Below are 13,319 nucleotides of genomic sequence, written 5' to 3'. Positions count from 1 at the left end.
CCGGTACCGAGATCTCAAATCTCCCGCACACGCGGTGGGGTCCGCGCACCCCTCCCCCACGTCGGCCGACCACGGCTTCTTCGGCTGCCGCCCGTTCAGCCGTGCCAACGACCTGCTCATGCGCCAGTGGGGTCAGCCGGTGGACTGGCGTCTGCCGTGACGGGGGCAAGCCGTGGCACCTCGCCCGCGAACGTCGGCGGCTTCCTCGCCGTTGACTCGGGTGGTTCCGGGCTGCGGGTCGCCGTCGGGGACGTGGAGCGGGGGCCGCTGGCCGTGCGCGAGTCCGGGGTGCCGGTGCGGACGGGTGCCCGGGGGATCAATGCCGGGCATCTGATGGAACAACTGGTGCCCCTGGTGCGGGCCTTGACCGCCGAGGCCGGGATCCGGGCGCTCGGCACGGCTGCTGTCGGTGCCGCCGGGTTCAGCACGCTCGGTGACGCCCTGCGGGCCGAACTTCCCGGTGCACTGCGCCGGGAGTGCGGGATCCGGACGGTGGCTCTCGCCGCCGACGCGGTCACCGCGTATGCGGGCGCGCTGGGGTCGCGGCCGGGTGCCGTGGTCGCCGCCGGTACGGGACTGATCGCCATCGGCACCGACCTCACGCGCTGGCGGAGAGCGGACGGCTGGGGGCATCTGCTGGGCGACTGCGGGGGCGGCGCCTGGATCGGGCGGGCCGGGCTGGAGGCCGCGTTGCGCGCGCACGACGGGCGGGAGGGCGGCTCGGCCCGACTGCTGGAGTGCGCCGAGGAGTTGTTCGGCCCGATGCAGGGGCTGCCCGGCAAGCTGTACCCACGCCCGGACCGCCCCGCCGTCCTCGCCTCCTTCGCACCCCGGGTGGCGGCCTGCGCCGACGAGGGCGACCCGGTCGCCGTGGCCGTCCTGCGCGCGGCGGCCCGGCACATGGCCGACTCCGCGGCCGCGGTCTGCCCGACGGAAGGTGAGCCTCAAGTGGCCCTCACCGGTGGCCTGTTCAAGATGGGCGCCCCGCTCCTCGTACCCATGACGGAGGAGCTGGCCGCACGACTGCCGCACGCACAACGGGTCCCGGCCGAGGGCGATCCGCTGCACGGATCGGTCCGGATCGCGACCGAGTTGGCGGCCGGGGCGCTCACTCTGCCGCGTGACGAGAAGATGCTGTACGTGGTGACCGGACAGGGCGACTGATTCTCCGACTTGTCCCCATTCGCTCCGTAATCGCGGTGTGTTCGCTCCCTGTTCGTTCCGGACAAGCCGCCGCTCACCGCACGGAAACCTGCTGATCACTTCCGATCCGTACGTAACTCATCAGACAAAACCGGACGGATACCGCTCACCTGCACCCTCCCCGAACAGGGGAGCCCAGTAAGCCAGTAACATGCGGCGCCATGAGCTCCCCCACTGGGCCCGCGTCCGGCCTGCCAGTACGAATGCCGCGCCCCCGCCAGCCCGGGCGGCACCGCCGACCCGAGCCGCTGGCGGCTCCCGAGGGCGCGCCCGCGCTCGTCCTCGCGGTTCCGGGCACGCCCAGCGCCGCCACGCGCAGTCTCGCCGAGGAGGTCGTGAGCATCGCCCGCTCCGAGCTCCCCGGCCTCGACGCCCGGATCGGCTACGTCGACGGGGACGGCTCGGAGTTCCTCACGCTCCAGGCCGTGCTCGCGCACGCCGCCGACGAGCGCACCGCCCGCTACGAGCAGGCGCTGGCCGCCGGGATGGACGTCAAGGAGCCCGACGGCCCCGTCGCCGTCGTGGTGCCGCTGCTGGCCGGTCCGGACAGCGCGCTGCTGCGCCAGGTCCGCCAGGCCGTGATGGACAGCCGGGTGGCTGCCGAGCTGACGGACGTGCTCGGCCCGCACCCGCTGCTCGCCGAGGCCCTGCACGTGCGGCTGTCGGAGGCGGGGCTGGCCCGCGCCGACCGCGCCCGGCTGTTCACCGTGGCCACGGCCGCGGACGGCATCATCCTGGCCTCCGTGGGCGGTGAGGAGGCCGTGCAGGCGGCCGGGATCACCGGCATGCTGCTCGCCGCGCGGCTCGCCGTGCCGGTGATGGCGGCGGCCCTCGACCAGGAGGGCTCGATCGCCTCCGTCGCCGAGCAGCTGCGCTCCTCTGGCTCGCAGCAGCTGGCGCTCGCCCCGTATCTGATCGGCCCCGAGATCGACCCGGGCCTGATCGAGGAGGCCGCGAAGGAGGCGGGCTGCCCCGCCGCCGAGGCGCTCGGCCCCTACCCGGCGATCGGCAAGCTCGCGCTGGCCAAGTACACGACGGCGCTGGGCATCGCCCCGCAGCAGCCGCAGGGTACGCCGGTGCGCTGAGCCCGCCGCACGACCAGTCATACGACCGAGGGCCCACTCCACACACCGGAGCGGGCCCTCGGCCTTGGTGGCGAAGCTCAGCCGAACACCACGCTGGCCACCGCGACCACACCGACTGAGCAGACCCGCCGCGGCAGCCCGCTTTCCCAGTCGACCGCAGACCACGTCGCGTCACCGGAGCGCTCGTCCGCACGTACAGGAACCCGCTCGACTCCCCGATCGCCGCGGCCAGTGACCTCCGCAGGACACCGGCCTGGTCAGCCGCAGCCCGCCCCCTCGACGGGAAGACCGACTGCACGTCCTCCCGGCGCGTCGCGGTCCACACGAAGCGGCCGTCGACGAGGCTTCGATGCCCGACGGGTAGGTGTCCTGCGCCGGACTGCCGGGCAAGACCGGCGTCTCGGTGACGGATGCCGCAGCCGGCACCAGCAGTTGATCACGCCGCGGTTTGGACCAAGGTGAGGGAAGGCGTCAGATCCGGTCGGCGTGGATCTCAGGCCCCGACCAGCGGCGAGCCGGGCGGTGTGCGCAGGGGCTTGGCGAGTTCCGTGAGGGCGCGCTCCAGGCCGTGCAGGTGGGCGAGGGCCGGTTCGGTCGTGGGTGGCTCGGGTGCGAGGGCGGCGGGCCGCTGTGTCGTACCGTCCGTGAGCGCCTCCACCGCGGCCTGTACGCGCCAGCAGGCGGCGGTCAGGCGGACGTCGTGGGAGGCCTCCGGGTCGGCGGCGACGGCGACCAGGCCGCGGATCTCGCGAGCGCAGTCGTCGAGCAGGGCGATCACCTGCCGGGCGCGCCGCTTGCGGCCCCGCATCGGGTTCAGCGGGTGGACGAGCGGGGCGAGCGCGAGCCGTACCCGGCCGAGGAGCTGCTCCAGTTCGGCCACGCGCGGGGAGGGGTCGGCGCCGCCGTCGCCGGCGAGGCGTGCTGCGGCCTCCGCGGTGCAGGCGTGGACACAGCGCAGGGCGTGCCGGATCCAGGCGTTGTTGACTGTGTGGGTGGTGACCGGCAGCACGAACAGCACGGCAAGCACGGCACCCAGCGCCCCGATGCCGGTCTCGGCCAGGCGCAGGGCGAGCAGGGCGGGCTGGAGCAGGTCCAGCAGACCGTAGAGCAGCTCCGCGAGCAGGGTGACGCAAAGCATCATCCAGGTGTACGACACGGCGGCCGTGTAGAAGATGCCGAACACACACGCGGCGACGAGCACGGCCGACGGGACGACGGCGCCGTTCAGCGGGACTGCGACAAGCAGACCGAGGCCGATGCCGAGCACCGTGCCGAGCAGCCGGCGGAAGCCGCGGACGAGGGTCTCGCCGCGCGAGCTGGTGTTGACGAAGATCCACCAGGTGGCGCCGACGGCCCAGTACCAGCGTTCCGCGGACACCAACTGGCCCACCACGAGCGCGAAGCCGGCGCCGGCGGTCGCCTGGATCGCCTGCCGGGTGGTGATCCGGGCGAGCCCGATCCCGTCCGGCGGGGCGACCGCCGGGGCCGGGGGCGTACGGCGCTCGTAGCACCACAGCCCGAAGCGCACCGCGGCCGCGCACAGCACGGACAGCAGGACGGCGGCCGACAGCTCGGGCAGCTGTCCGGGCGTGGCCTGCAGGAACTGCGCGATGAAGAAGGTCATGAACGCGAACACGCCGAGGCTGTGCCCGCGCGGCCCCCAGCGGCGGGCGTAGACGCCCGCACCGACCACCACCAGGAAGGTGAGGTCACGGGCGCCGGGGTGGTCGTGCAGCACCGCCGCGGCGGCCAGCACCGGCAGCCCGACGACGGGCAGCAGCGCGGTCGTGACCGCCTGCCCCCGCACGGTGGCGTCCGTGACCGTGAACAGGGCGAGCAGCGCGGCCAGTCCCCCGGTGACGGCGCCGACGAGGGAGTGGCCCGCGAGACCGCAGACGACAACCGCGAGACTCACGCCGAGCACGGCCCGCGCGGCGAAACGCAGCCGCGCCCGCCCCGGGTCCGGCGCCACGAACACCCTCTTCAGCACTGCTTCCCGCCCCTTGCCAAGACTGCTACGACTGCTACGACTGCTACGACTGTTACGACCGGCATGAAAAAGGCGCCGCGGGATCCGCAGCGCCATCGACGCCTCCATGACACCATCAGTTCCGCCACTGGCTCAAGTGCCGCCCGGCTCGCTGGGCCATTGGCACACCGTCGACAGCCACCTTCGACCCGCCTCCGAGCCAACGGGCCACGTCGGACGGTCCACCCCATGAGCGCTTGGTTGAGCCATTGGTACAGTCGACGCTGATCACCGACGGAGGAGGCCGGGCGCCATGGCCGTGGACGAGCTGGACACCCGCATCCTGCGCCTGCTGCTGGAGCAGCCGAGAACCAGCGTGCGCGAGTACGCCCGCATCCTCGGCGTCGCCCGCGGCACGCTCCAGGCCCGTCTGGACCGGCTGGAGCGCGACGGCGTGATCACCGGCACCGGTCCGACGCTCTCCGCCGCCGCCCTCGGCCACCCGGTGCTGGCGTTCGTGCACATCGAGGTCACGCAGGGTCACCTGGACGAGGTGGGCGACGCCCTGGCCGCCGTACCGGAGATCGTCGAGGCGTTCTCGATCACGGGCGGCGGCGATCTGCTCACCCGCGTCGTGGCGCGCGACAACGAGCACCTCGAAGATGTGATCCAGAAGCTGATCAGCCTGCCCGGAGTCGTGCGCACCCGCACCGAGGTGGCACTGCGCGAACGCGTCCCGCACCGGCTGCTGCCGCTGGTGGAGTCGATCGGGCGGACGGCGCGCAGCAGATCTTGACATCATGACGCGATGAGCAATCTCGGCACCCTTTCGGTCATCTTCGATCTCGACGGAACGCTCGTGGACAGCGAGCCGAACTACTACGAAGCGGGCCGACTGACCCTCGCCGAGCACGGCGTGCCGGAGTACACCTGGGCCGAGCACGAGCGGTACATCGGCATCAGCACGCTGGACACGATCCTCGACTGGCGGCGGCGCTACGACCTGCGCGCCCCGATGGCCGAGCTTCTCGCCGCCAAGAACCGCCGCTATCTGGAGCTCGCCCGCGCTCACACGCGCGCGTACCCGGAGATGCGGAAGCTCGTGGAACTGCTGGCCACCGAGGGTGTGCCGATGGCCGTGGCGTCGGGTTCCTCGCCGGAGGCGATCGCGGCGGTCCTGGCCGGTACGGGTCTGGACGCCCACCTGCGCACCCTGGTCTCGGCCGACGAGGTCGCCCACGGCAAGCCCGCTCCCGACGTCTTCCTGGAGGCCGCCCGCCGCCTCGGCGCGCGGCCCGCCGACTGCGTGGTCGTCGAGGACGCGGCTCCGGGCGCGGCCGCCGCCCATGCGGCCGGGATGCGCTGCATCGCCCTCCCCTATGTCCCGGACCAGGCGGACGGCCCCGAGTTCGCGACCGCCGGCCTGCTGGTGCGAGGCGGGCAGGCGGAGTTCACGGCACGAGCGGCGTACGACTGGCTCACGCGCACGACTCGCACCCCCTGACCCACTTTCGCTCCGGTCGGCGGGACCGCGCAGCCCGGCAGTTACTTCACCGTGTCCCGGACCTGGCGGGACGGCGATGTGGTGCGGATCGCGATGCCCTTCCGGCTCTGGGTCGAGCAGGCGCTCGACGACCCGTCCCTGCAGACCCTCTTCTACGGCCCCGTCAACCTGGTCGGCCGCAACTCGGCGACCAGTTACCTGGAGTTCGGGCTGTACCGCAACGCCGCCCTCTCCGGCGACCTGCTGCCACCACCCTGCTCGACGAGGTGGGGGCCGGGGCGCCGTTCGGCGGCAAGGGTGCGCTGGTCACGCGGGTACGGTCGACGGTGGACGCGTGCGTGACGGCGGGGCTGCTCGCGCGGGCCGACGGTGACGCGGTGGTGCGTACGGCGGAGCAGGCGTCGTACGTCCGCTGAGGCGCGCGACTTGGCCCTGTCGCGTCGTCGGGCAGGCGGGAATGTGACGGCAGGGCCTAGGAACGGCGGCGGGGCTTGCCGCGGCGGCCGCCGCCCTTGGCGGTGCCGGACCGTGGGCTCTGCCTCGCCGCCGGCTTCCGGCGCGCCGTCGGCTCGGCTCGGCGCTTCTCCTTCGGCTGGGTGGCCTGCGCCTGGGTGCGGCCGCGGGTGCTGTTGACCGTCCGGCCGCGCACGATGCCGATGAAGTCCTCGACCAGGTCGGTGTGCGCGTCCTCGGGCCAGGACAGGGCCACGCTCGACTGGGGTGCGTCGACGAGCGGCCGGTAGGTGACGTCCCTGCGGTGGTGGAGCCTGGCCAGGGACTGAGGGACGGCGAGGACGCCGATGCCCGCGGCGACGAGTTCGACGGCGTCGGCGGTGGTGGCGGGGCGTTCGAAGGCGGGCTCCCCGGGCAGCTGCTCCCAGCCGATGACGTCGTCGAGGGGGTGGAGGACGACCTCGTCGGCGAGGTCCCCGACCGTCACCTCGTCCGCCGCCGTGATCAGGTGGTCCTTGGGGACCACGACGACCGTCGTCTCGGTGTAGAGGGGGATCGCACTGAAGACCGTACGGTCCACGGGCAGCCGTACGATCCCCGCGTCCGCGCCGCCGTCGCGCAACACATCGGATGCCTCGGCGGCGGTCACGGAGATGAGGGTGAGGGGGACGTCGGGCAGGCGCTCGTTCCAGATCCGCACCCACTTGCCGGGTGTCGCCCCAGGGACGTACGCGAGCCGGAACGTGGGGGGTGCTTCCGAGCCTGTCACCCCGCCAGGTTACCGGCTGTGGTCGGATGTCTCGCGTTCGGATGTCTCGTATCCGGCGGATAGTCTGGAGTGCATGAAGTCGCACCAGACCACCCAGACGATGAAGCCCGCGACCGCGGCGAAGAAGCTGGGTGTGTACCTGCCCGCCACCCCCGCCGAGTTCCAGGAGGGCGTCGTCTCGCGCGCCGAGCTGAACGAGCTCCAGACCAACCCGCCCGAGTGGCTGCGGGACCTGCGACGCAACGGTCCGCACCCGCGCCCGGTGGTCGCGGCGAAGCTGGGCGTCTCCATCGCGGGTCTCGCGCGCGGCGGGGTGACCGAGCCGCTCACCACCGAGCAGATCGAGACGCTGAAGCAGGAGCGTCCCGAGTGGCTGGAGAAGGAGCGAGCGACGCAGGCCGAGGTGCGCAAGGAAGCGGCCCGGCTGAAGCAGAAGAAGGCCGAGCGTTCCTGAGGTTCTTGAGGTTTCTGCGGTTCCTGAGGTTCTTGCGGTTCCTGAGAGAAATGGCGGGGCCTGACAGCAGCCCCCCCCCGGAGCCGGAGCCGCCGTCCTCGCCGTCGGTGTCGACGACGAGTACGGCGCCCGAAGTCAATAGTCGTTTTCTGCAGGCCCTATCAACTGCCGTTCACCGATGCTTCTTTGTGCTCCCGTGCGCCCCCGAGAAAAGAGGATTCGAGGGGCCGACCGCGGGTTGAACTGGGCAGAACAAGGATTCAAGCGCACAGCCGGTGAACAGTCACCGGCTTTCCATGTGTCGGCTGAGGCAAGGGGTATTCGATGAGTCGTGCTGTGACCGAACCGGCCCGAGTATCGACCGTGGGTACTGCGCCGGGCATATTCCCACCCGTCAGCCATGCTATCGCCTTGTTCCGGCGCCCGCTGGACTTTCTGAATTCCCTCCCCGCCCAAGGGGATCTGGTCGAGTTACGCCTGGGCCCGCAGCGTGCCTGGATGATCTGCGATCCGAATCTGGTCCATCAGATGCTCATGGACCCGCACACCTTCGACAAGGGCGGCACGCAGTACGACCGGCTCGGCGCGCTGATGGGCAACGGCATCGTCACCTGCCCGCAGTCCGAGCACCGCCGCCAACGCATGCTCCTGCAACCCGGCTTCCACCCGTCCCGCATCGCGGCGTACACCGAGCTGATGGCCGAGGAGGCCGAGGCGCTGTGCCGTGAGTGGCGGGCGGGCGAGCAGGTCGACGTCACCGGGGCGATGATGGCGCTGACGACGCGGGTAACCAGCCGGGTGCTGTTCTCCGGCTCGCTGGGCGCCGAGCGGGCGGCCCTCGTGCGCGAGAGCCTCGCCACGGTCGTGCGGGGCCTGTTCGCCCGTACGGTCGTGCCGGTCGAGGCCGTCTTCCGCATACCCACGCCCGCGAACCGGCGCTACCAGCAGGCACTTCACCGCCTGCACACTCTGGTCGACGCGATCATCACCGAACGCCGGGCAGCCCCTCCACGCGAGGATCTCCTGGGCACGCTGCTCGCGGCGCGCGACGGGGACGGCGCCGGGGGCGGTGAGGCGGACGGCAACGCCACAGAACCGCGAGGGATCACCGACCGGGAAATCCACGACCAGCTCATCACGCTCCTGCTCACCGGTGTGGAGACCACGGCGATGTGCCTGGCCTCGGCGTTCAGCCTGCTGGCGGTGAACCCGGAGGCGGAGCGCGCACTGCACCGCGAGGTCGACGCGGTACTCCCCGATGGACGCGCTCCGGGCCACGAGGAGTTGGGGCGCCTGGAATACGCCCGGTGCGTGGTCACCGAGACGCTGCGCGTGTCTCCGCCCGGCTGGCTGTTCACCCGGGTCACCACGCGTGAGACGGAGTTCGGCGGGCATCGGCTTCCACAGGGGGCGATGATCCTTTACAGCCCCTATCTCCTGCACCACGACCCCGCGTCTTTCCCCAACCCCGAACGTTTTCTTCCCGAACGCTGGCTTCCGGAACAGGAGACGACCGTACGGAAGGGCGCGATGCTGCCTTTCGCCGCGGGAAACCGCAAATGCATCGGCGACAGATTCGCCATGGCGGAGGCGATGGTGGGGGTCGCGGCGGTTGCCGCTCAATGGCGTCTGCGGCCGGTGTCGGGGCACGACGGACAGCCGCGCCCGGCGGCGACATTGGGGCCGAGGGCGCTGGTGATGCTCTGTGAGCCGCGTCAGGCATGACAGCTTTTCCGAACGGCAGGTGACAACGATGCCCACGGTGCATCAGGAAATCCCGACCGCATCGCACAGCGGACTGCCCGGAGGCACCCTCAAGGAACTCATAGACGCCTCCCTCTACATGCCCTTCCCATTTCTCAGCAATCCCCATGAGTCCGAAGTCACGGCAGGAGTCGACGCGTGGTTGCGCGCGTGGGGACTGACCGACGACCCCGCCGTGGCGGACATGATTGTCCGCACTCGGCCCGCGCAGCTCGCGTCCTACAACAGCCCGACGGTGGGCCGGGACATTCTGCAGATCGTGGCGAACCAGATCGCCTATCAATTCGTCTTCGACGACCGCGCCGAAGAACTCGGCCGCCGGTGGCCGGGCCGGCTGCTGCCCATGTTGTGCGAGAGCATCGGGATTCTGCGCGACGGCCAGCCGCCCAGCACTCCGCTCGGCGCCGCGCTGACCGACCTCCGCCGCCAGGTCCAGGAGCGGTGCACGCCCGCGCAGGCGGCGCGATGGAGCTGGCGGAGCCGCGAGTACGTACACGGTCTGCTGTACGAATCGGTGGCCCAGACACACGCTGTCCCTATATCGACCGGAGTGTGCACGACCATACGCTCGCTCACCGCGGGCGTTGAACCCTTCTACCCGCTGTACGAGGCCGCGCAGTCCCGCGAGGTGACCGCCGAGGAGTTCTACCACCCCGTCATGGAACGTCTGAGGCGGCTGTCGGTCGACGCGGCCGTATGGACGGCCGACCTCTTCTCCGCGGTGAAGGAACAACGGGCGGGCGGAATGATCAATCTGGCCCTGGCCCACCAGCGCGCGCGACAGTGCTCCCTGCCGATCGCGGTGAGACTGGCCATCCGACAGATCAACGACACGATCCGTGAGTTCGAGGAGCTCTACGAGGAGATCGAATCGGAGTTGAGTCCTGCCGGCGTCGGCTATGTGGAGGGCATGGTCGGCTGGATCCGCGGCTGCTACTACTGGTCCCGCACCGTCCCGCGCTACGCGGACGCCGCCGTGGCGGCCGTCCGTTCGTGAGGCACGAACGCATGACCCCGACGATCGAAGAGATGTACCCGAAGAACAGACAATCAAACCACGCCGCCGGATGATTCATCCTTCCCTGTCATCCTCATTCCTCAATTTGGCCACGGAGCGTCCACCAGGGCGTACTCTCGGCGCTGTCCTCCGAGGATCAATGACAGGAAGCGGTAGCGCACATGGCGCAAGTGTCGCGACAACCGATCACGGAGCCCCGGTCGTTGTTCGAGCGCGACCGGGAACTTCACGGTCTTGAGGCCGCGTTGTCGGACCTCCGTGACGCCGCCGACGGTACGCCGCGCGCGGGGCAGGGCAGACTGCTCGCCTTCACCGGCCCGGCGGGCATGGGCAAGACGAGGCTTCTCTCGGAGGCACGCGCCCGGGCCGTCGCACATGGGTTCACCGTGCTCTCGGGCCGGGGTGGCGAGAACGAACAGGAGCTGGCGTTCCACGTGGTGCGCCAGCTCGTTCAACCGGCCCTGGCGGCCATGGAACAGCAACAACTGCGTACCTTCCTCGGAAGCTGGTACGACATCGTCGCCGTGGCACTCGGGCTGGAGGCGACGGACACCGGCCAGATGCCGGACCCGACCGGGGTGCGTGACGGAATCGACTGGGTCATGACGCGCCTGACGGTGATGAAGGCGCCCATGGTTCTGCTCCTGGACGACCTGCACTGGGCCGACGTCGAGTCCCTCGGCTGGCTCACCTCCTTCGCGGCGCGGGCCGAAGGCCTTCCGCTGCTCATCGTCGTCGCCTACCGGCCGAACGAACTGCCGCCCGAGGCGGCCCCCTTCCGTGCGCTCGTGACAGGTCAGGGGACTCGCCCCTACTCCCTGGCACCGCTCACCCGCGAGGCCGTGGCGCGGATCGTCCGAGAGGAGGTGGGTGAGGCGGCCGACGACGAGTTCTGCAGGGAATGCTGGGAAGTCACCAGCGGAAGTCCGTTCGAGGCCGTAGAACTCGCCATCCGGCTCGGCGAACGCGAGGTCAAGGGCGCACCGGATGAGCTGGCGGCCATGCGGGACCTCGCGGCGGCGGTCAAGGGGCCGGGCCTCATCGAGTGCCTCGGGCGGCTCAGCACCAGCACCGTCCACTTCGCCGAGGCGGGAGCCGTGCTGGGTGCCCCGTTCCGACCGGACATCGCCGCCACCATCGCGTGCATCGGCAGTGAGCAGGCCGCCGAGGCGACCGAGCAGTTGCGCTCGGCCCGCATCCTGGCCGAGGGGCACGGGCCGGGGGGCGGTCTGGAGTTCGTGCATCCGCTGATCGCCACCACGATCTACCGCTCGATCCGCACTCCGTTCCGGGTCGGCATGCACAACGCGGCCGCCGTGGCCGTCCGTGCGGCGGGACTCGGCCCGACGGCCGCCGCCCGGCACCTGCTGGAGGTGCCCTGCGAAGGCAACGCCGAGGCGGTTGCCTGCCTCTGGGAGGCCGCCCGCGAATACCTTCGCGCCGGTGCCCCGGAAGCCGCCCGCCGACTGCTCGCCCGAGCGCTGCAGGAGCCGCCGCTTCCGGAAGATCGTGCCGCACTCCTCCATGATCTCGCCTGCTCCACCTTCCTGATCGAGCCCACGGCCACGGTCAGCCATCTTCGGGAGGCGCTCACCGAGCCGGAAATCCACCCCGACCTGCGTGCTTCCATCGTCTACCGGCTGACCCAGGCGCTGGCACACACAGATCAGATGGCGGAGGCCGCGGCCGTGGCCGAGCAGGAAGCGCGCCAGGCCGCCAACGCGCGGGTCAAGCTGCGCATGCAGGCCGATCATTACGTCTGGAGCATGTTCCGCGCCGACGAGCCCGACTCCCCCGCCCGCTCACGCAAGCTGGCACGGCTCGCCGAGCGACTGACGGGCCGGGGCCTGGAGGAGCGTTACATCCTGGGGCTCCGGGGCTGGGACGCGTTGGTCCGCGGCGAACCACGGCACACCGCTCTCACCTGCGCCGAGGAAGCCCTGCGCGGCGGCATGAGCTGGACCGAGGAGAACCGGGGCTTCGAGGTTCCTGTCTCCGTCGCCCTGGTGTTCATGTACGGCGACCAGCCGGGCCGTGCCGAAGAATTGTTCACCAAGGGCATGGCCGAGTGCGCGCGCAAGGGCTGGCGCGGCTCGCATCTGGCCGTCGGCCAGACCCTCTTCGGCTATATCCGCTACCGCCGGGGACTGCTGACCGAGGCGGAACACTGGGCACGGGAGGGTCTGCGCACCGCCGAACGGGTGGAGGGCGCCGTCCCCGCCCAATGGTTCGCCATCGGCATCCTCATCCAGACCCTGCTGGCCCGCGGCCGCACCGCCGACGCCCGTGAGCTCGCAGACTCGTACCACTACGGCGATGCCGTCCCGAACGCCGTCATCTACCCGGACCCCCGCACCGTCTACTCCGAACTGCTCCTCGCCGAGGGCCGGCACGGCGAGGCGGAGCAGCGGCTGGCCGCCGTCGGCGACCGGCTGGAGGCGCGGGCGTGGCGCAACCCCGCCTGGTGCCCGTGGCAGCTGAACCTGGCGTACGCCCTCGCGCCGTCCGCGCCGGACCGCGCGGTCCGGCTCGCGCGGGACGCCGTCAAGCGGGCCCGTGACTTCGGCGCGGCCTCCGCGATCGGTCAGGCACTGCACACCGAGGCCGAGGTGACCGGCGGTACGGCCGCACTGGACCTGTACGCCGAGGCCGTCACCGAACTGCAGCGCTCGCCCGCGGCGTACGAACTGGCCCGTGCGCTCGTCGGACACGGCGCCGCGCTGTCCCGCAACGGCCGGGTCCCGGAGGCCGCCGACCGGCTCTACCAGGGTCTGGAAGGCGCCGTGCACTGCGGTGCGGAGGCCCTGGCGGCGCGGGCCCGGGACGAGCTCTCGGCCGCCGGTCTGCGCCCCCTGCCCCTGCGCTACGCCCAGACGGACACCCTCACGGCCCAGGAACGCCGAGCCGCCGAACTGACCGCGCTGGGCAAGCCGGCCGCGGTCGTGGCGAAGGAGCTGCGTCTCACCGAGCAGGGGGTGCGGCAGTTGCTGTCACTGGTGTATCGCAAGGTGGGTACGGATGCGGCGGGGCTGGCGCGGGCGTTGGAGACGTTCCCGCGGCCTCGGCCGTGACCTCGGGGCCCGGCTGATCGCCCGCCGCC

General features: G+C 71.4%; 10 protein-coding genes and 2 pseudogenes. 10 read left to right on the top strand and 2 right to left on the bottom strand.

What is annotated here, in order from left to right; genetic code table 11:
• Nucleotides 1-37: 37 nt before the first annotated feature.
• The 3 genes and pseudogenes from SSP24_RS44020 to SSP24_RS13430 form a co-directional block, all read left to right on the top strand.
• Nucleotides 38-160 (top strand): annotated as a pseudogene (locus SSP24_RS44020) (uracil-DNA glycosylase); the annotation flags it as partial.
• The gene (locus tag SSP24_RS13435; protein WP_141309745.1) at nucleotides 157-1,164 is read left to right on the top strand and encodes an N-acetylglucosamine kinase; all 1,008 of its coding nucleotides are present in this window, start codon (nucleotides 157-159) and stop codon (nucleotides 1,162-1,164) included. The pseudogene SSP24_RS44020 and the gene SSP24_RS13435, both read left to right, overlap by 4 nt.
• 200 nt (nucleotides 1,165-1,364) lie before the next feature.
• Nucleotides 1,365-2,288 carry a sirohydrochlorin chelatase gene (locus SSP24_RS13430; RefSeq protein WP_141309744.1) on the top strand — a complete coding sequence of 308 codons (924 nt, stop codon included), beginning with the start codon at nucleotides 1,365-1,367 and terminating at the stop codon, nucleotides 2,286-2,288.
• A 493-nt stretch (nucleotides 2,289-2,781) separates the two neighbouring features.
• Here SSP24_RS13430 and SSP24_RS13425 read toward each other — a convergent pair whose 3' ends face one another.
• Nucleotides 2,782-4,278 (bottom strand): FUSC family protein, encoded by a 1,497-nt coding sequence (locus SSP24_RS13425; protein WP_141309743.1) that lies wholly within the window; start codon nucleotides 4,276-4,278, stop codon nucleotides 2,782-2,784.
• A 292-nt stretch (nucleotides 4,279-4,570) separates the two neighbouring features.
• On the opposite strand from SSP24_RS13425, the gene SSP24_RS13420 reads away from it, so the two are divergent.
• From SSP24_RS13420 to SSP24_RS13410, 3 genes and pseudogenes are all read left to right on the top strand, one after another.
• Nucleotides 4,571-5,053 (top strand): Lrp/AsnC family transcriptional regulator, encoded by a 483-nt coding sequence (locus SSP24_RS13420; RefSeq protein WP_141309742.1) that lies wholly within the window; start codon nucleotides 4,571-4,573, stop codon nucleotides 5,051-5,053.
• Nucleotides 5,054-5,065: 12 nt separating this feature from the next.
• Nucleotides 5,066-5,761, top strand: a complete 696-nt coding sequence (locus SSP24_RS13415) for an HAD family hydrolase (protein ID WP_141309741.1) — start codon at nucleotides 5,066-5,068, stop codon at nucleotides 5,759-5,761.
• 15 nt (nucleotides 5,762-5,776) lie between these two features.
• Nucleotides 5,777-6,177: pseudogene (locus tag SSP24_RS13410) on the top strand (beta-L-arabinofuranosidase domain-containing protein); the annotation flags it as partial.
• A gap of 56 nt (nucleotides 6,178-6,233) precedes the next feature.
• Here the strand turns inward: SSP24_RS13410 and SSP24_RS13405 are convergent.
• The gene (locus SSP24_RS13405) at nucleotides 6,234-6,983 is read right to left on the bottom strand and encodes a LysR family substrate-binding domain-containing protein (protein ID WP_141309740.1); all 750 of its coding nucleotides are present in this window, start codon (nucleotides 6,981-6,983) and stop codon (nucleotides 6,234-6,236) included.
• A gap of 73 nt (nucleotides 6,984-7,056) precedes the next feature.
• On the opposite strand from SSP24_RS13405, the gene SSP24_RS13400 reads away from it, so the two are divergent.
• From SSP24_RS13400 to SSP24_RS13385, 4 genes are all read left to right on the top strand, one after another.
• On the top strand, nucleotides 7,057-7,437 hold the full coding sequence (locus SSP24_RS13400) for a DUF5997 family protein (RefSeq protein ID WP_141309739.1): 381 nt from the start codon (nucleotides 7,057-7,059) through the stop codon (nucleotides 7,435-7,437).
• Nucleotides 7,438-7,761: 324 nt separating this feature from the next.
• Nucleotides 7,762-9,162: a cytochrome P450 gene (locus SSP24_RS13395; protein ID WP_141309738.1), complete on the top strand. Its 1,401-nt coding sequence runs from the start codon at nucleotides 7,762-7,764 to the stop codon at nucleotides 9,160-9,162.
• A 28-nt stretch (nucleotides 9,163-9,190) separates the two neighbouring features.
• Complete coding sequence (locus SSP24_RS13390) at nucleotides 9,191-10,198, top strand: (-)-alpha-amorphene synthase (protein WP_141309737.1); 1,008 nt, start codon at nucleotides 9,191-9,193, stop codon at nucleotides 10,196-10,198.
• Between the two features lie 182 nt (nucleotides 10,199-10,380).
• Complete coding sequence (locus SSP24_RS13385) at nucleotides 10,381-13,290, top strand: ATP-binding protein (RefSeq protein ID WP_141309736.1); 2,910 nt, start codon at nucleotides 10,381-10,383, stop codon at nucleotides 13,288-13,290.
• Nucleotides 13,291-13,319 lie beyond the last annotated feature (29 nt).

The sequence above is a fragment of the Streptomyces spinoverrucosus genome (assembly GCF_006539505.1).
GTDB classification, from domain to species: domain Bacteria; phylum Actinomycetota; class Actinomycetes; order Streptomycetales; family Streptomycetaceae; genus Streptomyces; species Streptomyces spinoverrucosus.
The sequence above is the reverse complement of the archived record's forward strand: the minus strand, read 5'-3'. Positions and strand labels throughout refer to the sequence as shown.